Origin of the sequence: Corynebacterium sp. NML 150383 (assembly GCF_002285085.1) — a bacterium.
In the GTDB taxonomy this organism is placed as follows: domain Bacteria; phylum Actinomycetota; class Actinomycetes; order Mycobacteriales; family Mycobacteriaceae; genus Corynebacterium; species Corynebacterium gottingense.
This window is the reverse complement of record NZ_NSGK01000004.1, coordinates 23,059-48,036: the sequence shown is the minus strand read 5'-3', so window position 1 is coordinate 48,036 and position 24,978 is coordinate 23,059. Positions and strand designations below refer to the sequence as shown.

Sequence of the window (24,978 nt, the reverse complement as noted above, 5' to 3'; positions counted from 1 at the left end):
CAGGCGCCCACTTGCGCCTGGTGCGGAGGGCAGATGCCCGAGCAGCAGGGTAGGGGCCGCCGGAGGAAGTTCTGTAACGCCTCGTGCAAGCAGCGCGCGTACGAGCAGCGGCACTCGCTCTCCGGCACCCAGATCCCGGCGGACGCGGTCATTCTCTCGCCGAAAAAGGTTGCTGACCTGCGCGATCAGCTATATCAGCTGCGGTGCGCGGCGGAGGACGTCCAGACCGCGGCAAGCGAGGGCGCAACCCCGGAGGAATTACGTCACTTATGTGACGAAATGGTGAATCTGTCCCACAGCATCGAGAGGTTAAGGTAACAGGTATGCACAACGGCACTGAAGCTGGCAAAAGTTTCGACGAGGCCGCACTGAAGCGCAGGCGGACGCTGCTCATCGTCGCCGGGTCGATCATCGTGGTCATTCTGCTTGCGGTCGCGTTCGTCCCGCTCGCGCTCGGGGGGCTGTTTGGAAACGGCGTGAAGACCGAAGGCATTGATGAGTCGCGCCTCAAGGCCGCCGATACGCCTCTCGACGGACACTGGGAAGTCTCGTCTCGCCCGGGCCCAAACGGCTCGTCGGCGGGCTTTACGTTCTTTGAGATCCTCCCGGGCCAAGAGAAGGTCACCTCGGGCTCAACGGAGGGCGTGAGCGGCTCGGCGGATATTGAGGCCGGCACGCTCACCGCCGGCGAGATCACCGTCGACATGACCAACCTGACGAGCGATAGCGACGTCCGCGATTCCAACGTCCGCCGCAAGATCCTACACACGGACCAGTTCCCGGAGGCGACGTTCCGCGTCACGGAGCCGGCGGACGTATCCCAGGTGCCGGATGACGGCTCCGTGGACAAGGTGGAGCTCACCGGCGAGATGACCATCCACGGCGAGACAAACACGGTGACGCACGAGTTCGACGTCGCGCGCTCCGGCTCGTCGCTGATCGTCGCGGGCGATGTCCCGATCAACCGGGCGGATTACGGCGTCGAGTCGCCGGAGTTCGTGGCGGCCAAGATTGACGAGCAGGGCGAGGTCAACATCCGCCTCAACATGCACCAGTAGCCACCCTATATTACGTCACTTGACGTAATATATACGCGTATTTGTCCGATAATGTACATTATGTCAACTAACGCGCGGGCCCACGCTTCTCGACGCCACCACGCCCCTCCATCTACCGCCGCCCCCGCCGGTTCCGCGCCGTGAGCGTCAGTTGCGTGAGATCAATCATCCGCAGCTCCGCGAGCGCCTGACGCAGCGCGAGCTGCCACACCCACAGCCGCCGATACACCGGATCGAACCCGTCCGCGGCTGCGTCGCGCCGGTGCGAATCGAAGGTCGCACGCTGCAATCCCAGCGACGTCGCCAGGTGCTGTGGCGCGTGCGTCTCCGCGATGATGCGCAGCCCGGTCTTGCGGTCCACGATCCGCGCCAACGTCTCCGTGGATACGTAGCTCAGGCCCGGCCACACGTACGCCCTCAACGACGCCAACGCCGCCCGCGCCGCCTTATTCATCTCCGGCCCTGCCACGATCGTCTGGATCGCCACCTTGCCACCCGGCGCAACCGCAGACCCGAGCTGCGTGAGAAACTCGGCTTTGTCGTCGTCGCTCAGCGTCTCGAGGTGCTCGAGCGACACCGCCGCGTCGTACCCGCGCCCGAGCCGCTTGACCCTGACCTGACCCGGTACGCCCGCGAACGTGAGCTGCTCGCGCAGCGCGTCCGCGGACTCCGGCGAATTGGTCACGCACTCGACCTTGTCCCCGGCCGCCAGCGTGACCGCGGGTCCGGACGCCGGATACTCCAGCACGCGGGACCGGTCGCGCACACCAGCCGCCTGCAGGAGCATTGCTACGGATCGCGCCTGCGCGTCCGCCAAATCCGAGCGGGTCGTCCCCTCGTCCTGGGGCGCGGCGATCTCGGTCACGTCCACGAAGTGTCGCGCAGGCTCGTTGCCATGCCCCGCGCCACGCGCGTACGACTTCACGCGCACCCGCTCCCGCGTCGGCACGCCGGTGGCGAAGTGGCCCTGGAACGGGCTCACGCCGTCGCCCGCGTAGTGCTGAATCAGGCTGGGCGGCACTTCCCCGCTCTCGTGCGACCTCGCCGGCGCGACGCGCAGCGTGGACGGCACGTAGCCGGACTGGACGAGCTTGCGCAGCACCTGCACGAGCCGCTCAGAGTCCGGCGTGTGCCACTCCCCGGCCAAGTACCCCTCGGCCAGCCCGACCCAGCCGTTGGCGGCGACGCGCTGGAACACCTCGGCGTAATCCACCACGACGTCCGGGGCAGCCCCGTCGACGCGGATGCCGGCGTTGGCGCACGCCGCCGCAAAGCGCGCCTCTGCCCGGCCCGCCCGCCACCTATCGAGTCGCCCTCCGGGGACTGCGGCCACGCTTGGCCACGCGGTGGCGTCGATAATTGCCAAATGCTCGGGGACGCTGGACGCGTTCATGTCGTGTGGGGAGGTCACTCGGCTGATGGTAGCGGGTGCGCGCCGGATCCCGGCGATGCCACGTCGGCACCCGCCTGTGGAGCTTCAGGGAATTCGGCGTAGTATGTGCAGGGGAAATTTCCAGACTTGTCTTTAAATTAGATACAAGGAGTCTTACCTATGACAGAAGCGCCGTACCGTCCCGCAGGCAACCGCCACCACGTCGTCATTATTGGCGCTGGTTTCGGTGGCCTGTTCGCCGCCCGCGAGCTCGCGGATGCGGACGTGGACATTACGCTGATCAACCGCACGAACTACCACCTCTTCGCCCCGCTGCTCTACCAGGTGGCAACCGGCCTGCTTTCCAGCGGTGAGATTGCCACCTCGGTCCGCCAGATCCTCGCGGGCCAGGACAACGTGAGCGTCGTACGTGGCGACGTCACCGACGTCAACGTTGAGGGCCAGACCGTTACCGCCAACGAGGGCGCGTTCACCCGCACCTACGCGTACGACTCCCTCGTCGTCGCCGCGGGCGCCGGCCAGTCCTACTTTGGCAACGACCAGTTCGCCGAGTTCGCTCCCGGCCTGAAGACCGTGGACAACGCCCTCGAAATCCGTGCCCGCCTCGTCTCCGCCTTCGAGCGCGCAGAGCTCGCCGAGACCGAGGAAGAGCGCAACGAGCTGCTCACCTTCGTCATCGTCGGCGCAGGCCCGACCGGCGTCGAGCTGGCTGGCCAGGTGGCCGAGATGGCCCACCGCTCCTTCAAGGACCAGTTCAAGAACTTCGTTCCGTCGCAAGCAAAGATCGTGCTTATCGACGGCATGCCGCAGGTCCTCCCGCCATTTGGGAAGCGCCTGGGCAAGAAGGCGCAGCGCGAGCTGGAGCGCAAGGGCGTCACCGTCGTCCTCAATGCCCTGGTTTCCAACGTGGATGCCGGCAGCGTCACCTACAAGGACACCAATTCCGGCGAGGAGACGACGCTGCGCGCGGCGACCAAGATCTGGTCCGCAGGCGTGCAGGCGTCCCCGCTGGGCAAGCAGATCGCCGAGCAGGTCGGCGTCGAGGCAGAGCGCAACGGCAAGGTTCCGGTCAACGCGGACCTCACCGTGGGCGACGAGGACAACCTGTTCATCATCGGCGACATGATGAACCGCAACCGTCTCCCCGGCGTTGCTCAGGTGGCGATCCAGTCCGGCGAGTACGTCGGTCGGATAATCAAGGAGCAGGTCGAGCACGACGTTGCGCCGTCCGCCCGCGACGAGTTCGAGTACTTTGACAAGGGCTCTATGGCGATCGTCTCCCGCTACAACGCCGTGGTGAAGATGGGCAAGGTCGAGGTCGCAGGCTTCCTCGGCTGGATGATTTGGCTGGCAGTTCACGTCTCCTTCCTCGTCGGCGTGCGCAACCGCCTGGTGTCCATGTACACCTGGACCAACAACGCGCTCACCCCGAACCGCTACAATCTGGCCACCACGCTGCAGCAGCAGCACGGCCGCAACGCGCTGGACAAGCTGCGCGCCAACGTTGACGGCGCTGAGGACACCTTTGAAGAGGTTCGCGATACCAACGGCGAAAACTAAGCACTCCCCCCCGTCGGGTGCAGTAGCGTACCCCCGCCTACACCCGCGATTCGAGGCCCGGTCCACACGACCGGGCCTTTTGCTGTGTCGGCGGGGGTAATTCACCCCCGGTGGCCAAGGTCACACGGTTGAAAGTAACGGGTTCGCAATGGTCTCACCTTATAATTGGGACACAACGATGGTAGCGCTTCAAATCATCGGCCGGAACGACTTCCGGTGGCAGATGTTGAACGGGAACCTGGGAAAGTGCTAGCGCGTCCCCATCGTGGAAAACCCTCGAGACTAGAAGGATCGTTTTTCAAAGTGACTGCTACAACTGCTGCATCGCAGAACACCGCATGGGACGGCTTTGCCGAAGGCCCGTGGACCGACGAGATCAATGTTCGCGATTTCGTCCAGCGCAACTACACCCCCTTCGACGGCGATGCATCGTTCCTCGCCGGCCCGACGGAAAAGACCCTCCGCGTTTGGGACACGCTGGACAAGAAGTACCTCTCCGTCGAGCGCGAGCGTCGCGTCTTCGACGTTGACACCGAGACCCCGGCAGACATCGACGCCTTCCCCGCCGGCTACATCTCTGAAGACGACAACGTGATCGTCGGCCTGCAGACCGACGTCCCGACCAAGCGCGCGATGATGCCGAACGGTGGCTGGCGCATGGTCGAGCAGGCCATCAAGGAGGCCGGCAAAGAGGTCAACCCGGACGTGAAGAAGATCTTCACCTCCTACCGCAAGACCCACAACGACGCTGTCTTTGACATCTACACCCCGCGCATCCGCGCAGCTCGCTCCTCCCACATCGTCACCGGTCTGCCCGACGCATACGGCCGCGGCCGCATCATCGGTGACTACCGCCGCGTCGCTCTCTACGGCGTGGACAAGCTCATCGAGGACAAGCTCGCCGCCAAGGACGCTTCCCTGGACAAGGGCTTCTCCGAGCACTGGGCACGCTACCGCGAGGAGCACGCTGAGCAGATCAAGGCGCTGAAGAAGCTCAAGAAGATGGCAGCCGATTACGGCTTCGACATCTCCGGCCCGGCGACCAACGCTCACGAGGCCGTGCAGTGGACCTACTTCGGCTACCTCGCCTCCGTGAAGAGCCAGGACGGTGCCGCAATGTCCATCGGCCGCCTCTCCCCCTTCTTCGACATCTACTTCGAGCGCGACCTGGCCAACGGCACGCTGACCGAGGAAGACGCACAGGAGATTATTGACGCCCTGGTGCTCAAGCTCCGCATCGTCCGCTTCCTGCGCACCGAGGACTACGACCAGATCTTCTCCGGCGACCCGTACTGGGCAACCTGGTCCGACGCTGGCTTCTCCTCCGACGGCCGCCACCAGGTCACCAAGACCTCGTTCCGCCTCCTGCAGACCCTGCGCAACCTGGGCCCGGCACCGGAGCCGAACATCACCATCTTCTGGGACCCGGCGCTTCCGGAGGGCTACAAGGAGTTCTGCTCCGCCATCTCCATCGAGACCTCCTCCATCCAGTACGAGTCTGACAAGCAGATTCGTGACCAGTGGGGCGACGACGCCGCCATCGCATGCTGCGTCTCCCCGATGCCGGTGGGCAAGCAGATGCAGTTCTTCGGCGCCCGCGTCAACGCGGCGAAGTCCCTCCTGTACGCCATCAACGGCGGCCGCGACGAGGTCACCGGCAAGCAGGTCACCGAGGGCCACACCCCGATCACCGGCGACGGCCCGCTGGACTTTGACGAGGTCTGGCAGAAGTACGAGGAGATGCTGGATTGGGTTGTCGGCACCTACGTCGAGGCCCTGAACATCATCCACTACTGCCACGACAAGTACGCGTACGAGGCCGTCGAGATGGCGCTGCACGACTCCGACATCGTTCGCACCATGGGCTGCGGCATCGCCGGCCTGTCCATCGTCGCCGACTCGCTGTCCGCCATCAAGTACGCGAAGGTCACGCCGATTCGCGACGAATCCGGCCTGGTCGTCGACTACAAGACCGAGGGCGAGTTCCCGTTCTACGGCAACGACGACGACCGCGCTGACGACATCGCCGCCACCGTGGTCCACACCGTGATGCAGAAGATCAAAGAGATCCCGATGTACCGCGACGCGATCCCGACCCAGTCCGTCCTGACCATCACTTCCAACGTGGTCTACGGCAAGGCCACCGGTTCGTTCCCGTCCGGGCACAAGGCCGGCACCCCGTTCGCACCGGGCGCAAACCCGGAGAACGGCGCCGACAACCACGGCATGGTCGCCTCCATGCTGTCCGTGGGTAAGCTCGACTACAACGACGCGCTGGACGGCATCTCGCTGACCAACACGATCACCCCGTCCGGCCTCGGCCGCAACAAGGACGAGCAGGTCAAGAACCTGGTCGGCGTCCTCGACGCGGGCTTCATCATGGACAACGCGGACGCAGAGATCCACCCGGCATAAACCCGGGCCCGCCCGGTCGGCCCACCGGCCGACCGGCAACGGACAACTCAATACCCCACTAATCACCACTTCCCCGAAAAGGAGCACACCACAATGTCTACCCACACCTTCGAAGACCGTATGGCTTCCATGAAGGCCTCCCGCGAGGCCAACAACATGAACTCCGGTCTGTACCACGCCAACATCAACGTGCTGGACCAGAACACCCTCGAGGACGCGATGGAGCACCCGGAGAACTACCCGAACCTGACGGTTCGCGTCTCCGGCTACGCGGTGAACTTTGTCAAGCTCACCAAGGAGCAGCAGCGCGACGTGATCTCGCGCACCTTCCACCGCGGCGCATAACCAGCGGCATAACCAGGACGTAGCGCCCCACTGACTCGCCCTTCCGGGTGGGCGGTGGGGCGCGTCGATAAGCACACAGCACAGGAGGCCAGCCATGGCGCAAGATGGCACAACCGGCGTAGTCACACTCGAACCCCAGCAGGGCGAACGCATCAGAGGCGTCGCCGCGGGCCTTGGCGGCACCGCCGACGCCGACATGGAAATCACCCGACCCGAGCTGCTCGAGGCGCGGCGCACCGGCGACATCGGGCTCGTCCACTCGTGGGAGCTCGTCACCGCCGTCGACGGCCCCGGCACCCGCATGACCATCTTCCTGTCCGGCTGCCCCCTGCGCTGCCTGTACTGCCACAACCCCGACACGATGGAGATGAAGGAAGGCACCCTCGAATCCGTCGAGTCTGTGGCGAACCGCGTGAAGCGCTACAAGCGCATCTTCGACGCCACCGGCGGCGGCCTCACCCTCTCCGGCGGCGAGCCGCTGTTCCAGATCGCGTTCACGCGCCGCCTGCTGAAGATGGTGCACTCCGCGGGCATCCACACCACGATCGACACCTCCGGCTACCTGGGCGCGCGTCTGCGCGACGAGGACCTGGACAACATCGACCTGTTCCTCCTCGACGTGAAGTCCGGCGACGAGGAGACGTACCAGCGCGTGACCAAGCGCCAGCTGCAGCCCACCATCGACTTCGGCGACCGCCTCAGTGAGAAGGGCAAGCGCGTCTGGATTCGCTTCGTTGTCGTGCCCGGCTACACCGACTCCGAGGAGAACGTGAACAACGTCGCCGACATCGTCGCCCGCTGGACCAACAACGTCGAGCGCGTCGAGGTCCTCCCCTTCCACAACATGGGCGCCGACAAGTGGAAGAAGATCGGTATGCCGTACGAGCTCGACGACGTCACTCCGCCGTCGCCCGAGCACGTCGAGCACATCCGCGACATCTTCCGCTCGCGCGGCCTCGAGGTTCACTAGCGCCCCGGGCTCGTCGCTTATCGACGCCACGTCTTCCCCTCCGCCGCGAGTTCGCGCTCGCGCGGAGGGCGTAGTATTTTTTAAGGGCTTCGCTTCGGCCAAGCCACGATCTGCCCGTTGCAACCGGCCCGGCCGGTTCGTCACACGAAGGGAGGCTGCTATGCCGCCTCGGATTCCACTTCCACGTCAACGGCCGAAGAAGAACTTCGCACCAGTTGCTCAACACGTCCCGGTGCCGATAGAACGCTCGATTGATTTCTGCCGCATCTTCGTCGACGGCAAGCGCCAGCCCGGCAACGCGCGGGTGGCGCAGGCGCTCGAGCACGTCAACCAGCATGACAACGCCTTCGTGTGGCTATCGCTCAAGGAGCCCACGACGACGCAGATGGAGCGCATCGCGGAGCTCTTCGACCTGCACGACCTCATCGTCGACGACGTCATCGACGCCCACCAGCGCCCCAAAGTGGAGCGCTACGACGACCAGCTCTTCCTGGTCATCCGCACCGTCTACTACCGCGACGACGAAGAGGTCTCCGACGCCCGCGAGATCATTTCCACCGGCGAGGTGCAGATCGTGGTCGGCCCCAACTTCGCCATCACGATCCGCCACAACGCGCCCCTCCCCGACCTGACCGGCCAGCTGGAGGAGGACGAGGAGCTTGCCATCCTCGGCCCCGCGGCCGTGGCGTGGAAGGTCTCCGACTACGCGGTGGACAACCACCTGCGCGTCGCCCAGGCGCTGAGCATCGACGTCGACGACCTGGAAAACGAGGTGTTCACTCCGCGGCGCGACATCAACATCGACAAGATTTACATGTACAAGCGTGAGGTTTTGGAGATGCGGCACGCCATTGACCCGCTCGCGCCGGCGCTGAAAAACAGCCTTGTCAGTCACAAGGACTTGCTCCGCAAGACGCTGCGTTCGTACTTCCGCGACGTCGTCGACAACGCGACCATCGCCAGCGACCACCTCTTCGGCTTCGACGAGCGCCTCTCGTCGCTTCTCGACGCCTCCGTGGCCAAAGTCAGCATGCAGCAAAACAGCGACATGCGCACCATCTCCGCCGTCGTCGGTATGGCCGCCGCCCCGACCATGATCGCCGGCATCTACGGCATGAACTTTGAGAACATGCCCGAGCTGAGCTGGGCGTACGGCTATCCGGTCGTGCTCATCGTCATGTTTGCGTCGATGGCCATCATGTACTGGTGGTTTAGACGAAATAACTGGCTGTAGGTGTTACGTGGCGTCGACAAGCATGAGCTTAAGGTTCGTCACCGCAACCAGCTTGTCGCCGTTTCGCTGCTCCACGCGCCACAGGTGCGTGCGCTTGCCGGTGTGCACCGGGCGCGCGACCGCTTCGATCCGCCCGCCGGAAACGCCGCCCAGCAGGTCGGTGTAGTTACTCATCCCTAGCGCCGGGCGGCCCGCCGCCGCGATCGCCGCCATCGAGCCGATCGTTTCGCCTATCGACGCATACACGCCCCCATTCACCACACCCGTGAGCTGCAAGTGCTGCGGCCCCACTTCGACGTAGCCCTCGGTGCGCTCCGCCGAACACGCGGTGATGACGAGCCCGATGTGCGGGCCGAACCCGATGTCGTGCGCGTTGAGGTCGCGCAGCTCGTCCGCGCTCAGCGGCTCGACCAGCGGCTCTCTGGCAAAGCGGCTGCGGTAATCGTGCGTCTCCATGTGCACACTCTACCGCCCGCCCGAACGCGGCGCGTAGAATCGAGCGCATGACTGATGCATCCCCCGCTACCGGACTCGCCCAGATCGGCGTCGTTGGCATGGCCGTCATGGGCTCCAACCTCGCCCGCAACTTCGCCTCCAAGGGCCACACGGTGGCCATCTATAACCGCTCGCCGGAAAAGACGCGCGCCGTCATGGCTGAGCACGGCGCCGAAGGGAATTTCGTCCCCTCGGAGACCATCGAAGATTTCGTGGCTTCCCTCGAGCGCCCGCGCAAGGCCATCATCATGGTCCAGGCTGGCGCCGCGACCGATGCGGTGATCGACCAGCTCGCAACCGCGATGGATGACGGAGACATCATTATCGATGGCGGCAACTCTCTGTTCACCGACACGATCCGCCGCGAGAAGGAGGTCGCCGCGCGCGGCCGCCACTTCGTCGGCGCCGGCATCTCCGGCGGCGAGGAGGGAGCGCTGCGCGGCCCGTCGATTATGCCCGGCGGCCCGAAGGAATCCTGGGAGACGCTCGGTCCCCTGCTCGAGGACATTTCCGCGAAGGTCGACGGCTCCCCGTGCGTCACCCACATCGGCCCCGACGGCGCCGGCCACTTTGTCAAGATGGTCCACAACGGCATCGAGTACGCCGACATGCAGGTGATCGGCGAGGCCTACCATCTCCTCCGCTACGGCGCCGGCCTCACGCCCGCCGAGCTTGCGGACATCTTCAGCACCTGGAACGAGGGCGACCTGGACTCCTACCTCATCGAGATCACCGCCGAGGTGCTGCGTCAGACCGACGCGAAGACGGGCAAGCCGTTCATCGACGTCATCCTGGACGCCGCCGGCCAAAAGGGCACCGGCCGCTGGACCGTCAAGGAGGCGCTCGACCTCGGTGTGCCGGTCACAGGGATCGGCGAGGCGGTGTTTGCGCGCGCGTTGTCGTCGGCAATTGCCCAGCGCGAGGCCGCCCAGCGCATCGGGCTGCCCGCTGGCGAGGTGACCACGCTCGATGACCTCGGCGTGGACAAGGACGCCTTCGTCGAGGACGTGCGCCGCGCGCTCTACGCCTCCAAGCTCGTCGCGTACGCGCAGGGTTTCGACGAGATCAACGCCGGTTCGCAGGAGTACGGCTGGGATCTCGAGCCGGGCGCGCTCGCGCGCATCTGGCGCGGCGGCTGCATCATCCGCGCGAAGTTCCTCAACCGCATCACCGAGGCCTACGAGAACGACCCCAAGCTGCCCTCCCTGCTGCTCGACCCGTACTTCAAGCAGGAGCTCGAGGGCGGGCTTATCGACGCCTGGCGCCGCGTCGTCATCACCGCCACCCAACTCGGCCTGCCGGTCCCGGTCTTCGCGTCGTCGCTGTCGTACTACGACTCGCTGCGCTCGAACCGCCTCCCGGCAGCGCTGATCCAGGGCCAGCGCGACTTCTTCGGCGCGCACACCTACAAGCGCGTCGACATGGACGGCACCTATCACACCACGTGGTCGGGAAGCCGCGAAGAAATCGACGCGTAAGCAAAAACCTACTTATCGGGCGGGCCGGTAGCCGCTGTGGTGGCCAACCGTTTTGCGCGCACCCACGGATCGCCGTGGTTTCTGCCCCGGGGCGTGACGTAGCCTCCGGGGCTTTTCCATACGATCTGCCCGTCGACGCGCTCCATCCGGCCGCGGTGCGGGCGGCCGTTTTGCCGATTGTGGTACGTGCACAACCAGCAGAGATTGTCAATCGTCGTCGTCCCGCCTTTCGACCACTCGTGGATGTGGTGCGCCTCCGAGAAGTCCGCGGGCTGGTTGCAGTCTTTCCACGCGCAGGTGGGCGCATCCGCGCTCATGAGGAGGCGCATCTCGCGGGACGCGTGGCGCAGCGTGGTGCCGTAGAGGTTGATCGGCCCGTCGGTTGGCGAGATCAACGCGATGTACCCAGACTCCCGCAGCTTCCGGTTGATCAGCTCCGCGCCGGTGAGCCATTCGCCGTTGGTGAGCTGCACCTCGATCTCGTCGGTGCGCTCGGGGTGCTTGCGCCACTGCGCAAAGTCGCCGATGTCCATGTTGAGCACCGTGGTCAACGCCGCCGCGGGGGCCGCGGTCGCGCCTCCGCCCTTCGCCCAGCCCGCCGGGTCGCCCTTCGCCGCCTCAAACAGCGGCAGCACGTCGCTGGTGCGCGCGGTGAGGTGCATAGTGGACCAGCCCTGGTCGTGGAACGTGATGGTCGCCTTCGGCTCCCGCGGCCGCGCCGGCTGCAGTTCCTTCTTCAACGCCCTGGCCCGCCGTGTGATCGCGCGGAGGTCGCCGCGCGTTTCGCACAACGTGGTGCGGTATTTCCACCGGTCCGCGTCTGTCTCCAAGCTTCTCGACGACCGCGCAATAAACGCCAGCGTCTCCAACCGGTGCTGATTTTCGCGCGCCGCCGCGACGCACGCGTCCTGCGCCCGGCGGTTGCGCACCTGCCCGAAGTAGACCTCGGCCGCGCCCATCAGTTGTTCGGCGCGATCGCGCTCCATCCCGCGGTCGACCAGCGCGTCGACGCTCGACTCCGCCGCATCGGCGATGATGGCAATGCCGTTGCGGTCGTGGTGGATGAGGGCGTCGATAAGCGTCATGCCCCAGAGCATAGCCGCACCACAACGCGCTGAACAGCGTAAACGGCAAAGTGTGAGAAGTCTTCCAAAACCTGACGCGGAGGGAACCGCAGGCCCGCCGCGTGCGTCTAATAGGGTTTGGGGTTTTCGCGCGCTAAAGTGGTCGCAATGACATCGTCGACACCGTCTCCCACAACTTTCGCCGAACTCGGCCTGCCACAACCCGTGGTCACAGTGCTCACACGCCAGGGCATCGAGCACCCGTTCCCCATCCAGGAGGCGGCGATCCCGGACGCGCTCGCCGGCCGCGATGTCCTCGGCCGCGGCCCCACCGGATCCGGCAAAACATTCACGTTCGGCCTGCCCATCCTCGCCCGCCTCGCCGGCGCTCCCAGCCGCCCGGGCCATCCACGCGGCCTCGTGCTCGCGCCCACCCGAGAGCTCGCCGCGCAGATCCGCGAAAGGCTTGACGACGCCGCCGCAGCTCTCGGCCTCCGCATCCTCGAAGTCGTGGGCGGCGTCAACGTGAACAAGCACATCCGCGCGCTTGCCGCCCCCGTCGACCTGCTCGTGGCCACGCCGGGGCGCGCGCAGGACCTCATCGGCCAGAAGAAGCTCTCCCTCGACGCGGTGGAAATCACAGCGCTCGACGAGGCCGACCAGATGGCCGACATGGGCTTCCTCCCCCAGGTACGCAAGCTGCTCGACCGCACGCCCGAGAACGGGCAGCGGCTGCTGTTCTCGGCGACGCTTGACGGGGACGTCGAGAAGCTCGTGGCCCGCTACATGCACGACCCGGTGACGCACTCGACCGCGCCCGTCGAGGCGGCGGTGGACACGATGGAGCACGTCCGGCTGCTCGTCGGCGGCCGCGAGGAGCGCAACGAGATCGTCCTCCAGATCGCCGCTCGCGACGGCAAAACGATCATGTTCATGCGCACGAAGCACGGCGTGGACCGCCAGGTGAAGAAGCTGCGCCGCGTCGGCATCAACGCGCAGGGCCTGCACGGCGACAAGGGCCAGGGCGCGCGCACGCGGGCGATCGAGGGCTTCGGCGACGGTTCCACGCCCGTGCTCGTGGCCACAGACATCGCGGCGCGCGGCATCGACATCAACGACGTCTCGCTCGTCGTCCACGTCGACCCGCCCGCCGAGCACAAGGCGTACCTGCACCGCGCCGGGCGCACCGCCCGCGCGGGCACGTCCGGCACCGTCGTCACGCTCGTCATGGACGACCAGCGCCAGGAAGTGGAAAAGTTGCTCAAGAAGGCGGGTGTCGACGCGCGCGAGGTCCGCGTCACCCCGATGTCTGAAGCGTTAGTTAAGATCACGGGTGCACGCAAGCCGGAGGGCGCTCCCCTGCCGCCGCCGGGACAACCTGCGCGTGGGCGTCGTCAAGCGAAGCCCTCCGGCCGCAACAAGCGGCGCGGGAATCGAACACGAAGGAGTCACGGGCGCTAACGCGCAACCATAATGGACATACTCATATCCATCCTCTCCCTTGCGGGTTTCATACTGCTCACCGCCTCAACGGGCCTGTTCGTGGCGATCGAGTTCGCCATGACCGGGCTGGAGCGCTCGGCGGTCGACGCACACGTGAGGGAAAAAGGTGACAAGCGCGCCAAAGCCGTCGCGCGCGACCACGCCAACCTCTCGTTCGCGCTCTCGGGCGCACAGCTCGGCATCACGCTCACCACCCTTGCATCCGGCTTCCTCGCGGAGCCGGTGCTGGGCAAGTACTTCGCCCCGCTGCTTGAGCTGGTGGGCTTGGACAAGGACGCATCCGGCGTCGTGGCGATGGTGGTCGCGCTGATCGTCGCGACGCTGCTGTCCATGGTGTTCGGTGAGCTTGTGCCCAAGAATATCGCGATCACCAACCCGCTGGGCACCGCCCGGTTCGTGGTCCCGCCGGTCAACGCGTTCAACCGTTTTTTCCGTGGCTTCATCAATTTCCTGAACAGGTCGGCGAACTTCGTCGTGCGCAAGCTCGGTATGGAGCCTGCCGATGAGCTTGCGTCGGCGCGCTCCGGCCAGGAGCTGACCGCGATGGTGCGCAGCTCAGCCGAGGCGGGCGGCCTGGACGCCGAGACCGCCGCGGTGATCGACCGCTCGCTGCAGTTCGGCGACACCACCGCCGAGGAGGTCATGACGCCGCGCTCCACCATCGACGCGCTCGATGCCGACGACACCGTTGCCGACCTCATCGCCTTGGCGCGCCAGTCCGGCCACTCGCGCTTCCCGGTGCGCCGCGGCGACCTGGACGACACCATCGGCGTGGTGCACATCAAAGACGCGTTCTCGGTGGACAAGGCCGACCGCGCAACCACGAAGCTGGCTTCCCTCGCCCGCGAGGTGCCGTTCGTGCCGGGCACGCTCGACGGCGATTCGGTGCTCAACCGGGTCCGCCAGGCCGGGTCGCAGGTCGTTCTCGTCGCCGACGAGTTCGGCGGCACGCAGGGCTTGGTCACCATCGAGGACGTCGTGGAGGAGATCCTCGGCGAGGTCTACGACGAGTACGACGACAAGGAGCAGGAGCGCGACTTCCAGCGCATCGGCACCTCGTGGGAGGTTTCGGGGCTCGTGAGGCTTGACGACGTCACCGCCACCACCGGCTACACCGCGCCGGAAGGCCCGTACGAAACCCTCGGCGGCCTGATCATGTCCGTGCTGGGGCGGATCCCCAAGCTGGGCGACAAGGTCGTGCTGCCCAACGCCGCGGAGAACTTCCAGGAGGGGTTCGAATCCGGCGGCGCCGGAACGTGGGTCGGGCGCGTGTCCGCCATGGATGACCGCCGCGTGGACCGGGTGCTGCTCAGCCCCGTCTCCCCCGCGCAGGCTGAGGAAGTTGCTGGAGGTGAGCGTCGATGAGCATTTGGGTCGCAATTCTGCTGATCATTTTCCTCCTCGCGGCCAACGCGTTCTTTGTCGGCGCCGAGTTTGCGCTGGTGTCGTCGCGCCGCGACCGCCTTGAAAACTTACTCGCCCAGGGAAGGAAGGACGCAAAGGGCGTGCTCGACGCCACCGAGCACCTGTCGATCTACCTGGCGGGCGCGCAGTTCGGCATCACGATCGCCTCGCTGGTGTTGGGTAAGGTCGCCGAGCCGGCGATCGCGCACTACATCGAGGTGCCGTTCCTGTCGCTCAACCTGCCCGAGAACCTGCTGCACCCGGTGAGCTTCGCCATCGCGCTGGTGATCATCTCCTACCTGCACATCCTGCTTGGAGAGATGGTGCCAAAAAACATCGCTATCGCCGGCCCCGAAACCACGGCGATGTGGCTCACCGGCGCGATGACGGTGTGGATCAAGCTCACGCGCCCGGTCATTGAGCTGCTCAACTGGATCGCCCGCAAGACGCTTGCGGCGTTCGGCATCGTGCAGCGCGACGAACTGGATTCCACGGTCGACCAGGAGCAGCTAGCCAACATGATTCAGGAGTCGCGCGAGGAGGGCCTGCTCGACGCCGAGGAGACCGCCCGCCTGGCCAAGGCCCTGCGTTCCGAGACCCGCAATCTGAAGGAAGTGATGATCCGCCTGCCGGATCTGAAGACCATCACGCTGCAGCCGTCCGGCATCCGCCTCTCCGCCGTGGAGGAAGCGGTGCGCGAGACCGGGTACTCCCGCTTCCCCGTCCAGACGGAGCCGGGCGTGCTGGTCGGCTACATCCACGTCAAGGACATCTTGGACCTCATGGAGTCCGACGACGCCGATCCCTTGGTGCCCAAGAAGCGCATCCGCCCCCTCTCCATCGTCGACGGTGCGCAGACGCTTGACGACGCCCTCACCTCCCTCCACCGGCGCTCCGCCCACATGGCACAGGTCCGGGACAACGGCGAGCTGGTCGGCGTGCTGGCGCTCGAGGACCTCATCGAGGAGTACGTGGGCACCGTCGCAGACTGGACGCATGAGGACGAGTAGCCCGGAGGTGCTCCAGCCGCGCGAGTACGAAGCGCTCATCGCGGCGCACGAGGCCCGCGCGGACCGGTGGATCACCCCGCACCTGGAGCGCCGCACGCACGGCGTCGCGCACCCGGTGTGGGACTTCCTCTTCGAGTACTACCCGCTCCGCCCCGCCCACCTGCGCCGGTGGCACCCGGGCGTGGGGCGCACGCTTGCCGACGCCACCGCCCTCCCCCACGCGACCTGGCGCGATTACCGCGTCAACGCTGATGGCACGGTTGGCGTGGACGTCGAGGCGTTTGTTGCCCACCGCGGGAGGGACGCGGAGGCGGTTGGGCGGGTGCTCGGGGGCGTCGAGAAGCGTCCCGCGCACTTTGACTGCTTCGGCCTGCACGAATGGGCAATGGTCTACCGAACGGACACCCCGCGCCACGCGTTGCCGCTGCGACTGGGGCGCGCCGGGACCGATGCTGTGGTTGAGGCGCATCAGCTCAAGTGCACGCACTTTGACGCGTACCGATTTTTCACGCCGCCGGCGCGCCCGCTGAACCTGACCGTGCTCACGCGCGAGGGGCAGGCGGCGAACGACCAGGCAGGCTGCGTGCACGTGGCGATGGACCTGTACAAGTGGGCGACCAAGCTCGGCCCGCTCGTCCCCGGCGAGCTGTTGCTGGACACGTTCGCGCTCGCGCGCGAGGCGCGGAGGCTGGACATGGAGGCCTCGCCGTACGACTGCCGCGAGCTCGGGTTTGGAGTCGTGCCGATCGAGACAGCTGAAGGCAAGGCGGAGTACGTCCGCCGGCAGCGGAAATTGGCGGAAGACGCCGCGCCGCTGCGCCATCGGCTTGTCGCGCTCTTAGAACGCGTGCAGCACGGATAAGATTGCGGCAAGGCGCTACCTGCGCGCTGCGCATCCAAGCAGACTCGGCTGACAAGGCGGTATACATGGCACGGCATTCCAACGGTAAGAACAACTACAGGCTGTCCGGCGAGGCGTTGATTGCGCTGCTCGTGGTCCTGCTGCTCATCGCCGGGCTGCTGTGGTTCATCTTCGGTCGCGGTACCGACGCCGACGAGGCGCAGGGCGGCGGCGAGTGCGTCGCCGGCGACGTCACGCTCCCGGTCGCGGCGTCGGACCACGCGGTCGCCGAGCAGCTGATGAAGACTTACCAGGAGAGCGCGCCCGTGGTCCGTGACCACTGCGTCAAGCCGCAGCTGGTGGACAACGTTGCGGATGCGGCGGTCTACCTCGCGCCGAACACGCCGGTCACGCAGCAGCAGCTGGCGAACGCGAAGCGCACCGCTGCCGTGGCGGAGCCGTCGGTGGTGGCCAACCAGCCGGTCGGCCTGGCCGGTACGGCCGAGGCGAAGCTGGACCAGGTCGGATTGGACAAGGTGCGCTTTGCAGCGAGCGACGAGCCGTCGGCGTCAGCCGTCGTCGCCGGGACGCTGGCGAAGGGCGACGACCAGGCGGCGGTGAAGGCGCTGACTGATCAGCGCGTCGACTCGCTCGACGGCTTCGACGGTGCTGACGACACTTTCCTCGCGACGTCCGAGAACGCCGTCCCCGAGGGACTCACGTTCACCCCGATCGATGCCGCCGTGTCCTACGCGGCGATCCCGCTCAACGCGGCCGGCGACGTGACCGAGGACCAGTCGCGGGCGGGTCAAGACTTGGCGCGCTTCTCGGCCGACAAGTTCGATGGGCAGGACCCGCAGCAGCCCGTGATCGCGGAGATGGTCTGGGCCGCGGCGCTCCCCGAGGGTGGGGCCGCGCTTACCGACGGCACCGCAAACGACGGCGCCGACGCCGCGGGCAGCGACGCGAAGGCGAGCGCGAAGAAGGACGCTCCGGAGTCCGATTCCGCGGCCGGCCAGGTGCAGAACACGCTGTTCCTGCTCGACACGTCGGATGGCATGGCACCGTACATCGAGCCGGCGAAGGACGCGGTCGGCGCAGCAGCAGGTGCGGTCGGCGAGCGGGGCAAGATGGTCGGCCTGTGGAACTACTCCTCGCCGCTCAACCCGGGCGTGACCCGCGGTTACCGCGACAACGTCGCCCTGACGGGCAACGCGGGCGACGTCGACCAGGCGGTGCACCGCTTCCTCACCGGCGGCGTGCCGCAGACCCGCGAGGCGGTCCTCGCCGCGGCCGGCGCCGCTGCGCAGTGGGGCGACCCAGTGCGGATCGTCGTGGTGACCACCGGCACCGCTGACGCCGGAAACGACGAGGAGTTTGCCAACGCGGTCAGGCCGTTCACCGACCAGGGCGTCGACGTCACGGTGGTGCACGTCGGCGGCGAGCCGCAGGACCAGGGGCTGCGCAATGTCGCGTCATCCGACCACCACGTCGATGGTGCCGAGGGGCTTACCGACGCCGTGAAGTCGGCCGCCGGCGTGAAGTAGGCGCGGGGACGCCCTCGGGCGTAAAAAATCGCGCCCCGATCAGTGCGGGGCGCGATGGTGGGAGTGGAGCAGAACCGGCTAGGAGGACTTGCGGCGACGGCGCGCGGCGAGCTCGTCAATCCCGGTGACCTCTGCGACCGGGGCGTCGTCCTCGGTAATCACGCGCTCCGCCGGGAACGCGGAGATGGTGCCCGAAAGCTCCTTCATAATCTGCGGCACGGCGATGCCGAACACGCCCTGGCCGCCGCCGAGAAGGTCGATGATCTCCTCGTTGCTGCGGCATTCGTAGACCGTTGCGCCGTCCGAGACCAGGGTGATCTCCGCGATGTCGTTCACACCGCGGTCGCGCAGCTTCTCCACCGCGAGGCGGATGTTCTGCAGCGAGATGCCAGTGTCAAGCAGGCGCTTCACAATCTTCAGCACCAGCACGTCCTTGAACGAGTAAAGGCGCTGGGAGCCGGAGCCTTTTGCGCCGCGGATCGACGGACGGACGAGCTCGGTGCGCGCCCAGTAGTCGAGCTGGCGGTACGTAATGCCGGCAACCTGGCAGGCGATGGGCACGCGGTACCCCACCTCATCCGACGGTCCGATGTCAAAGAGCGACTCCTGGATGGGGGCGTCGCCGGTAGTGCCGTGTCCGTTGTGTGTAGTCACGTAATTACTCCCATGAAGTTTGGCGTAGTGCCTATGTGCTTTATTAAATGCCAAGCATAGGCTTTCGGTCAACCTTTGCTCGCGCAACACGCCGAACTCTAACCCTCAACTTCACGTTGAGACTCCCCTCGCCCCACCAACCACATGCGCCCCACCAGCCGCAGCAGTCGCGTGGCGTGCGGATTCCGCGTCCGCACGCGGGCCGAGCCACGCCCCTCCCCCGAAATTGGGTAGCGCACAGGAACGCCCCCGCGGCGCACCTGGATGGAGGCGGGCGGGGGCGGTGGCGTCGTGAAGCGCTAGTGGCCCAGTCGGTGGCGGAGCTGATTCTTCACCAGCGACGCGTGCAGCGAGACGACGAGCGCGGACATCTGCTGGCCGGTCTCCTCGGCCTGCTGCTGCGCGGTGTCCTTGCCGGACTTCGCAATCGGCTCCGCGACGCGGGCGATGAGGTCGACCTGGCGCGCTGCGGCGGTGCGCAGCGTCTTCAGGTGGCGGATGTCCACGCCGAACTCGCCGAGGGAGAGCGCGGTCGTGACCACCTGGACGTCGTCGGCCGTGTAGTGGCCGGCCGCGTCCGGGCTAATCAGCCCGGCTTTGGTCAGCTCGGCGACGGTTGCCGCGTCGGTCTCGGCCTGCGCGGCCACGTCGGTCTCGGTGAGCTTGGTGGATGCGGGCGCCCGGAAGTTCTCCGGCGACACCATCGGCGCGCCGCTTTCCGCGTCGGGCGCCATCAGGGCGGCGACCTCGCCCGAATCCATCGCCTCGAGCTGCTCGCGGATCACCTTCAGCGGCAGGTAGTTGTCGCGCTGGGTGACCAGGATGTAGCGGAGGCGCTCCACGTCCGCGTCGGTGAAGCGGCGGTAGCCGGACGCGGTGCGCTGCGGGGTGATGAGCCCCTCGGACTCCAGGTAGCGAATCTTGGAGACGGTCACGTCCGGGAACTCCTCGCGGAGGCGTTCAAGGACCACGCCGATCGACATGGTTTTCGCCTGCTGGGTCGTGCCCGTCGGCTTCAGCGGGGAAGTTTTGCGGAGTGCGCTCACTGGTGGTGGATCTTTCGTTGCGTAAAGAGCGCCCCGTTGTCAGGGGCGCGGGTACGTGGGGGGCTCTGGTCGGAGCGAGTCTACTTCTCGTCCGCGATAAAGACGAGGCGGAACTTGCCGATCTGGATCTCGTCGCCCGTGGACAGCGTCTGGGAGTTGCGCGGCTCGCGGTTGACGTAGGTGCCGTTGAGCGATCCCACATCGACGACCTCGAAGGAGTCTTCGGTGCGGCGGAACTCTGCGTGGCGGCGGGACACGGTGACGTCGTCGAGGAAGATGTCTGCCTCCGGGTGGCGGCCCGCGGTGGTCGAGTCCTGGTCCAGCAGGAAGCGAGCGCCGGCGTTCGGGCCGCGCTTAACTACCAGCAGTGCCGCGCCCTCGGGGAGGTTTTCCGCGCCGGTGATGCCGTCCTTGGAGGCGGACGCGCCAGACTCCATCTCCTTCAGCAGGTCCGCACGGAACACCGACGTCGTTTCCACCTGGTTCTGCGGGTTACCGGTGTTATCGCTCATCACTTACTCCTGACTATGTGTGAAATCGGCGCACCCCGCGTGCACGGGCCAGCGAGGCGCACCAATGTCGAGGTTTTCAGTTAGCTGCCTGTCATACTACCGGCTCGCGGCTCCCGCGGGGGTGTTTGCCACCACTCCACAGGATTTCCCCACCACTCGCCTACCGGAAAATATTGCCAATGCCGGAGATCACGCTGTTGCCCGACCCGGCCAGCGGGTTATCCGAGACCATGTAAGTCCAGGTGGCGCTGGGCCGCTTCCAGCCGGCGTCGGCGAGGTGGGCGCCGTTGGCGTCGATAGGCACCTGCTCGAACGTGTCGACTGCCTGGTCGACGGCCCGGTTTGCCAGCTCCTTGAACTCGCGCACGGCGATGCGGTGGTACTCGGTGATCGGGGTTTCGCGGGCGATGGCGCGCAGGTGGATGGACTCGCGTACGTCGTCCATGAGCCCGAGGTACTCCGACCACTCAGTGTCGAGGTGGTAGAGCATGATGTCGCGGGCCGCCTGCTCCCGGACCTCCTGCGGCAGATGCTCCAGCTCCGCGGCGCGCTGCGGGCTACGCTCGGCGAGCTCGCGCCACGCGGTGTCGGTGTCCAGGAGGACCGCGCGGCGCTGGTCAAGGATGTCGCGGTGGTCGGCGAGCAGCTTGTTGTACTTCCAGGTCTGGGAATGGATCTCCAGCAGCTGGCCTTCAGTGACGCGCTGGCAGTGCTCGACAAACTGCTGGATGCGGTTGGATTCGATCCGGCCGGTCTCGTCCGGGTGGGCGGTGACCTGTTCGTCCGCGCCGCCTGTGGCCACGACGTCATCCTCCAGCGAGACGAAGAACAGGCTCAGGCCCGGGTCGCCCTGGCGGCCAGCGCGCCCGCGGAGCTGGTTGTCCAGGCGCGCGGAGCGGTGGCGCGCAGTACCGATGACCGCCAGGCCCCCGAGCGCCGCGACCTTGTCGTGATCCGTCTCGTCCGCACCGCCGAGGCGGATGTCGGTGCCGCGGCCAGCCATCTGCGTCGAGACGGTCACGCGGCCGAGGTCGCCCGCCTCTGCGATGATGCGGGCCTCCTCTGCGTCGTTTTTCGCGTTGAGCACGTTCACGGACACGCCGCGGGCCTCCAGCGCCTCGGCGAGCGCCTCGGATTCTGCGACATCGTGGGTGCCCACGAGCACCGGCTGGCGGGTCGAGTTCAGGTGCGCAACCTCGTCGACGATGGCCTTGTTCTTCTCCTCCATCGTGGCGTAGATGCGGTCCGCCTCGTCGAAGCGCTGCAGCTCGTTGGCCCGGTCAATCACAGCGACGTGGAGGTCGTAGAACGAGCGGAGCTGGTCGGTAGCTTCGACCGCGGTGCCGGTCATCCCGCACACGGTTGGGTAGCGACGCATCAGCGCTTGGAGCGTAATGGAGTCCAGGATCCGGCCGCCCTCAGAGACGGTGAGGCCTTCCTTGGCTTCCACGGCCGCCTGCAGGCCGTCCGGCCAGCGCTGCAGTTCGGCGACGCGGCCGCGGGAGGCGTCGACAAGCGCGACCTTGCCGTCCTCCACGATGTAGTGGACGTCGCGGATCAGCAGCGCCTTCGCGTGCAGGGCGAGGTTGACGCGCACGAGGGTGTCGCCAATCTGCCCGTCGCCGTAGAGCGAGTCGATGCCCAGCAGGCGTTCCACGTGCTCGGCGCCTTCGTCGGTGAGGAAGACGTTGCGCCCCTCGGCGTCGATCGCGTAGTCCTTGCCCTCGCGCAAGTGGGAGACGGCCTCGGTGATGCGCCCGGTGGTCTGGGTCGCTCCTTCGGAGCCGGCGAGGACGAGGGGGACAAGGGCTTCGTCGACAAGCACGCTGTCCGCCTCGTCGACCAGGGCGACGTCCGCCGGGGCCTGGACGGTCTGAGCGCGCGAGGTGATCTGGTTGTCCCGCAGGTGGTCGAAGCCGATTTCAGTAACGGGCGCGTAGACGATGTCGCTGCGGTAGGCGGCGGTGCGCTCCTCGCGGGAGCTGTTCTCCGTCACGGAGGCGACGCGCAGGCCGAAGAATTCGACGAGCGGGCGCATCCATTCCGCATCGCGGTCCGCCAGGTAATTGTTCACGGTGATGACGTGGACGCGCTTGCCGGTCAGCCCGAACCCCGTGGCCGCCATCGCGCCGACAAGCGTCTTGCCCTCACCGGTGGCCATCTGGATGACGTCGCCCTCGAGCAGACGCAGGACCGCCTGGTTCTGCACGTCGAACGGCAGCAAGCCGAGCGTGCGTTTGGAGGCGACCGACAGGATGGCAAGGAAGCGCTGCTTGTCCTTGATCGCGCCGCCGGAGACGGTGTCTCGGATGGCGGCGGCCAGCGCGGCGTCGTCAAGCTGCTCAATGCTCGGGATCAGCTCGTGGGCGCCGGCAACGATGCCCTTGGATTTCTTGTTGTTGCGCTCAGATGTTGAGCCCATGGCCTTCCAGAACCAGTCGAATGCTCCCATGCGCTTAACCGTCCTTCCTCGTCGCACTGTATCGCTCTGTAACGCTCTGTCGCCGCAGTATTGCCTCAAAGTCTAGGCGCAGCGGTTTTACCCCCGCGATGCAGGTCGCGGGAGGACTGTTGTTGCTAGCTTATTTGTGCCTTAGATTGTATTGAAGCCAGTCTCGCAGCAGCCTCGAAGCAGCGCGAATCAACCACACACAAGGGGAAGTCCGCGACATGAAATCTCTCAACCTGAAAATTCCGTCCTCCACGGGCGTGGAGCTTGCCGCAACGATGGACCGTCCGGACGGCCCGGCGAAGGCGTACGCCATCTTCGCGCACTGCTTCGCGGGCTCCCGCCACACCCCCGGCGCATCGCGTATTTCCAAGCGCCTGACGGAGCACGGGATTGCCACCGTGCGCTTCGACTTCCCCGGCCTGGGTCAGTCCAAGGGCGAGTTCGCCGAGACCTCGTTTAACCAAAACGTTGATGACATCGTGGCCGTGGCGCAGTGGATGGAGGAGAACTACACCGCCCCGCAGCTCATTATGGGGCACTCGCTCGGCGGCGCGGCAACGCTCAAGGCCGCGACGCGCCCGGAGCTGAAGAAGATGCTCAAGATGGTGGCCACCGTCGGCGCCCCCTTCGATCCCGCCCACTCCGTGTTGCACTACGCCGACAAGATCGGCGAGGCGGACCGCAGCGGCTCGGTGCACGTCACGCTGGGCGGCCGCGACCTGGTCATCTCGCGCCACTTCCTCGAAGACCTCGCGGAGACGAACCCGGAGGAGTACCTGGGCAAGATCCGTAAACCGCTGCTGCTGGTGCACTCGCCTATCGACGTCACCGTGGGCATCGACAACGCCCAGACCATCTTCCAGCTCACCCGCTACCCCAAGTCGCTCATGGCGCTTGACAAGGCCGATCACCTGCTCACGCGCCAGGGCACCGCGCAGCGCGCCGCCGACATCATCGGCTCGTGGGCCCAGCAGTACATCGTGCCGGAGTTCACCCCGGAGCCGACTGGCGATTCCAACGCGATCTCCTACTCCGCCCGCGGCACCAAGTACGGCGATGTGGTGCGCACTTCGAACCGCGAGATCACCACGGACCGCGCGAAGAACGCCGGCGGCAAGGGCCAGGGCGTCACGTCCACCGGCCTGTTCATGTCCGCGCTCGCGGCCTCGTGCTCGCAGGCCATCAGGAGCGCGGCCAAGGGCATGAAGCTTGACGACGTCCGCGTGGAAGTCACCCACGACGCCGACACCACCTTCACCCGCCACATCACGCTCTACGGCGACCTCACCGACGAGCAGGTCCAGACGCTGCGCGCCGCCGGCGCCGCGTCCACCGTCGACGGCTACATTGCCGCAGGCGACATCACGACCACGGTAGATACCGCCACCGTCGAGCAGCGCCGCGAGCGCGACAAGCAGCGCTAACGTGGCGGGCGTCAGGCGGCAACAGCCGCGCATCGCGGACATGCAACCGTGCCCCTGCGGCACCGGTAAGCCCTACGCGGCGTGCTGCGGCGCGCTCCACCGAGGCGCCAAGGCACCGACCGCCGAGGCGTTGATGCGCTCGCGCTACACCGCCTTCGTGGGCGGCCTCGCGGACTACCTCCACTCCACCTGGGCGAAGGCAACGCGCCCGGCGTTGTCGAAGCTTCCCTCCGAGGGCCTTGAGTTCAATCGCCTGCAGATTGTGCGCACCAAGGGCGGCTCACTCTTCGATTCCGAGGGCGTGGTCGAGTTTGCGGCCTACTCCCCCGCCGGCGTGCAGCGCGAGGTCTCACGCTTCGTCCGCGAGGACGGCGCGTGGGTCTACCTGGACGGCGATGTGCAGTAGCAAGGTTTGCCCGCTGACCTGGCAATTTTCCGTTTCGAGTGACAGTGTTGTAATCTAGCCGAGTTACCGCGAATGCAGTAACGGACGGGCTGTGGCGCAGTTTGGTAGCGCACCACACTGGGGGTGTGGGGGTCGCAGGTTCAAATCCTGTCAGTCCGACAATTTTC

Annotated in this window: 21 protein-coding genes and 1 tRNA gene; 15 read left to right on the top strand and 7 right to left on the bottom strand. The window is 66.4% G+C overall.

The window, feature by feature from the left end; genetic code table 11:
• Positions 1 to 323 precede the first annotated feature (323 nt).
• Complete coding sequence (locus CKJ85_RS05520; protein ID WP_095553691.1) at positions 324 to 1,058, top strand: YceI family protein; 735 nt, start codon at positions 324 to 326, stop codon at positions 1,056 to 1,058.
• A 112-nt stretch (positions 1,059 to 1,170) separates the two neighbouring features.
• Here the strand turns inward: CKJ85_RS05520 and CKJ85_RS05515 are convergent, their stop codons facing one another.
• Positions 1,171 to 2,469 carry a class I SAM-dependent methyltransferase gene (locus CKJ85_RS05515; RefSeq protein WP_233126963.1) on the bottom strand — a complete coding sequence of 433 codons (1,299 nt, stop codon included), beginning with the start codon at positions 2,467 to 2,469 and terminating at the stop codon, positions 1,171 to 1,173.
• 141 nt (positions 2,470 to 2,610) lie between these two features.
• Here CKJ85_RS05515 and CKJ85_RS05510 point away from each other — a divergent pair, with 141 nt between their 5' ends.
• The 5 genes from CKJ85_RS05510 to CKJ85_RS05490 all read left to right on the top strand — a co-directional run bounded on the left by CKJ85_RS05510 (position 2,611) and on the right by CKJ85_RS05490 (position 8,975).
• Positions 2,611 to 4,011, top strand: a complete 1,401-nt coding sequence (locus CKJ85_RS05510; protein ID WP_095553689.1) for an NAD(P)/FAD-dependent oxidoreductase — start codon at positions 2,611 to 2,613, stop codon at positions 4,009 to 4,011.
• Between the two features lie 303 nt (positions 4,012 to 4,314).
• Positions 4,315 to 6,426: a formate C-acetyltransferase gene (pflB, locus tag CKJ85_RS05505; RefSeq protein ID WP_095547060.1), complete on the top strand. Its 2,112-nt coding sequence runs from the start codon at positions 4,315 to 4,317 to the stop codon at positions 6,424 to 6,426.
• Positions 6,427 to 6,519: 93 nt separating this feature from the next.
• Positions 6,520 to 6,771 carry an autonomous glycyl radical cofactor GrcA2 gene (gene grcA2, locus CKJ85_RS05500; protein ID WP_095536570.1) on the top strand — a complete coding sequence of 84 codons (252 nt, stop codon included), beginning with the start codon at positions 6,520 to 6,522 and terminating at the stop codon, positions 6,769 to 6,771.
• Positions 6,772 to 6,865: 94 nt separating this feature from the next.
• Positions 6,866 to 7,741 (top strand): pyruvate formate-lyase-activating protein, encoded by an 876-nt coding sequence (gene pflA, locus CKJ85_RS05495; RefSeq protein ID WP_095276661.1) that lies wholly within the window; start codon positions 6,866 to 6,868, stop codon positions 7,739 to 7,741.
• 160 nt (positions 7,742 to 7,901) lie between these two features.
• The gene (locus tag CKJ85_RS05490) at positions 7,902 to 8,975 is read left to right on the top strand and encodes a magnesium and cobalt transport protein CorA (RefSeq protein WP_095536569.1); all 1,074 of its coding nucleotides are present in this window, start codon (positions 7,902 to 7,904) and stop codon (positions 8,973 to 8,975) included.
• Positions 8,976 to 8,978: 3 nt separating this feature from the next.
• Here the strand turns inward: CKJ85_RS05490 and CKJ85_RS05485 are convergent, their stop codons facing one another.
• Positions 8,979 to 9,431, bottom strand: a complete 453-nt coding sequence (locus CKJ85_RS05485) for a PaaI family thioesterase (RefSeq protein ID WP_095536568.1) — start codon at positions 9,429 to 9,431, stop codon at positions 8,979 to 8,981.
• Between the two features lie 47 nt (positions 9,432 to 9,478).
• On the opposite strand from CKJ85_RS05485, the gene gndA reads away from it, so the two are divergent.
• Complete coding sequence (gndA, locus tag CKJ85_RS05480) at positions 9,479 to 10,948, top strand: NADP-dependent phosphogluconate dehydrogenase (protein WP_095276670.1); 1,470 nt, start codon at positions 9,479 to 9,481, stop codon at positions 10,946 to 10,948.
• 8 nt (positions 10,949 to 10,956) lie between these two features.
• Here gndA and CKJ85_RS05475 read toward each other — a convergent pair whose 3' ends face one another.
• Positions 10,957 to 12,033: an HNH endonuclease signature motif containing protein gene (locus tag CKJ85_RS05475; RefSeq protein WP_158221623.1), complete on the bottom strand. Its 1,077-nt coding sequence runs from the start codon at positions 12,031 to 12,033 to the stop codon at positions 10,957 to 10,959.
• Positions 12,034 to 12,180: 147 nt separating this feature from the next.
• Here CKJ85_RS05475 and CKJ85_RS05470 point away from each other — a divergent pair, with 147 nt between their 5' ends.
• From CKJ85_RS05470 to CKJ85_RS05450, 5 genes are all read left to right on the top strand, one after another.
• The gene (locus CKJ85_RS05470; RefSeq protein ID WP_095553687.1) at positions 12,181 to 13,473 is read left to right on the top strand and encodes a DEAD/DEAH box helicase; all 1,293 of its coding nucleotides are present in this window, start codon (positions 12,181 to 12,183) and stop codon (positions 13,471 to 13,473) included.
• A gap of 12 nt (positions 13,474 to 13,485) precedes the next feature.
• The gene (locus tag CKJ85_RS05465; RefSeq protein WP_095553686.1) at positions 13,486 to 14,880 is read left to right on the top strand and encodes a hemolysin family protein; all 1,395 of its coding nucleotides are present in this window, start codon (positions 13,486 to 13,488) and stop codon (positions 14,878 to 14,880) included.
• The gene (locus CKJ85_RS05460; RefSeq protein WP_095553685.1) at positions 14,877 to 15,929 is read left to right on the top strand and encodes a hemolysin family protein; all 1,053 of its coding nucleotides are present in this window, start codon (positions 14,877 to 14,879) and stop codon (positions 15,927 to 15,929) included. Before CKJ85_RS05465 ends, CKJ85_RS05460 begins: the two co-directional genes overlap by 4 nt.
• A complete protein-coding gene (locus tag CKJ85_RS05455) occupies positions 15,916 to 16,791 on the top strand; it encodes a 3-methyladenine DNA glycosylase (protein ID WP_095553684.1) in 876 nt (291 codons plus the stop codon). Before CKJ85_RS05460 ends, CKJ85_RS05455 begins: the two co-directional genes overlap by 14 nt.
• 65 nt (positions 16,792 to 16,856) lie before the next feature.
• Positions 16,857 to 18,317, top strand: a complete 1,461-nt coding sequence (locus tag CKJ85_RS05450) for a VWA domain-containing protein (RefSeq protein WP_095553683.1) — start codon at positions 16,857 to 16,859, stop codon at positions 18,315 to 18,317.
• 78 nt (positions 18,318 to 18,395) lie between these two features.
• Here CKJ85_RS05450 and CKJ85_RS05445 read toward each other — a convergent pair whose 3' ends face one another.
• From CKJ85_RS05445 to secA2, 4 genes are all read right to left on the bottom strand, one after another.
• On the bottom strand, positions 18,396 to 18,971 hold the full coding sequence (locus CKJ85_RS05445) for a MerR family transcriptional regulator (RefSeq protein ID WP_095536560.1): 576 nt from the start codon (positions 18,969 to 18,971) through the stop codon (positions 18,396 to 18,398).
• Between the two features lie 299 nt (positions 18,972 to 19,270).
• Positions 19,271 to 20,017 carry a MerR family transcriptional regulator gene (locus CKJ85_RS05440; protein ID WP_369825025.1) on the bottom strand — a complete coding sequence of 249 codons (747 nt, stop codon included), beginning with the start codon at positions 20,015 to 20,017 and terminating at the stop codon, positions 19,271 to 19,273.
• Between the two features lie 80 nt (positions 20,018 to 20,097).
• The gene (gene odhI / locus CKJ85_RS05435; protein WP_095276690.1) at positions 20,098 to 20,529 is read right to left on the bottom strand and encodes an oxoglutarate dehydrogenase inhibitor Odhl; all 432 of its coding nucleotides are present in this window, start codon (positions 20,527 to 20,529) and stop codon (positions 20,098 to 20,100) included.
• A gap of 160 nt (positions 20,530 to 20,689) precedes the next feature.
• Positions 20,690 to 22,981 (bottom strand): accessory Sec system translocase SecA2, encoded by a 2,292-nt coding sequence (gene secA2, locus CKJ85_RS05430; protein WP_095553682.1) that lies wholly within the window; start codon positions 22,979 to 22,981, stop codon positions 20,690 to 20,692.
• Between the two features lie 218 nt (positions 22,982 to 23,199).
• Here secA2 and CKJ85_RS05425 point away from each other — a divergent pair, with 218 nt between their 5' ends.
• The 3 genes from CKJ85_RS05425 (at position 23,200) to CKJ85_RS05415 (ending at position 24,970) form a co-directional block, all read left to right on the top strand.
• Positions 23,200 to 24,405, top strand: a complete 1,206-nt coding sequence (locus CKJ85_RS05425; protein WP_095553681.1) for an alpha/beta fold hydrolase — start codon at positions 23,200 to 23,202, stop codon at positions 24,403 to 24,405.
• A gap of 40 nt (positions 24,406 to 24,445) precedes the next feature.
• Entirely contained in the window at positions 24,446 to 24,811 is a 366-nt protein-coding gene (locus CKJ85_RS05420) for a YchJ family protein (protein WP_095553766.1), read from the top strand.
• 85 nt (positions 24,812 to 24,896) lie between these two features.
• Positions 24,897 to 24,970: transfer RNA gene (locus CKJ85_RS05415), tRNA-Pro, on the top strand.
• Positions 24,971 to 24,978: the final 8 nt, after the last annotated feature.

Coding starts and splice junctions, on each gene's coding strand:
- CKJ85_RS05520 (WP_095553691.1), top strand. CDS start 324: ATGCACAACGGCACTGAAGCTGGCAAAAGTTTCGACGAGGCCGCACTG.
- CKJ85_RS05510 (WP_095553689.1), top strand. CDS start 2,611: ATGACAGAAGCGCCGTACCGTCCCGCAGGCAACCGCCACCACGTCGTC.
- grcA2 (WP_095536570.1), top strand. CDS start 6,520: ATGTCTACCCACACCTTCGAAGACCGTATGGCTTCCATGAAGGCCTCC.
- pflA (WP_095276661.1), top strand. CDS start 6,866: ATGGCGCAAGATGGCACAACCGGCGTAGTCACACTCGAACCCCAGCAG.
- CKJ85_RS05490 (WP_095536569.1), top strand. CDS start 7,902: ATGCCGCCTCGGATTCCACTTCCACGTCAACGGCCGAAGAAGAACTTC.
- CKJ85_RS05485 (WP_095536568.1), bottom strand. CDS start 9,431: ATGGAGACGCACGATTACCGCAGCCGCTTTGCCAGAGAGCCGCTGGTC.
- gndA (WP_095276670.1), top strand. CDS start 9,479: ATGACTGATGCATCCCCCGCTACCGGACTCGCCCAGATCGGCGTCGTT.
- CKJ85_RS05475 (WP_158221623.1), bottom strand. CDS start 12,033: ATGACGCTTATCGACGCCCTCATCCACCACGACCGCAACGGCATTGCC.
- CKJ85_RS05470 (WP_095553687.1), top strand. CDS start 12,181: ATGACATCGTCGACACCGTCTCCCACAACTTTCGCCGAACTCGGCCTG.
- CKJ85_RS05465 (WP_095553686.1), top strand. CDS start 13,486: ATGGACATACTCATATCCATCCTCTCCCTTGCGGGTTTCATACTGCTC.
- CKJ85_RS05460 (WP_095553685.1), top strand. CDS start 14,877: ATGAGCATTTGGGTCGCAATTCTGCTGATCATTTTCCTCCTCGCGGCC.
- CKJ85_RS05455 (WP_095553684.1), top strand. CDS start 15,916: ATGAGGACGAGTAGCCCGGAGGTGCTCCAGCCGCGCGAGTACGAAGCG.
- CKJ85_RS05450 (WP_095553683.1), top strand. CDS start 16,857: ATGGCACGGCATTCCAACGGTAAGAACAACTACAGGCTGTCCGGCGAG.
- odhI (WP_095276690.1), bottom strand. CDS start 20,529: ATGAGCGATAACACCGGTAACCCGCAGAACCAGGTGGAAACGACGTCG.
- secA2 (WP_095553682.1), bottom strand. CDS start 22,981: ATGGGAGCATTCGACTGGTTCTGGAAGGCCATGGGCTCAACATCTGAG.
- CKJ85_RS05425 (WP_095553681.1), top strand. CDS start 23,200: ATGAAATCTCTCAACCTGAAAATTCCGTCCTCCACGGGCGTGGAGCTT.
- CKJ85_RS05420 (WP_095553766.1), top strand. CDS start 24,446: ATGCAACCGTGCCCCTGCGGCACCGGTAAGCCCTACGCGGCGTGCTGC.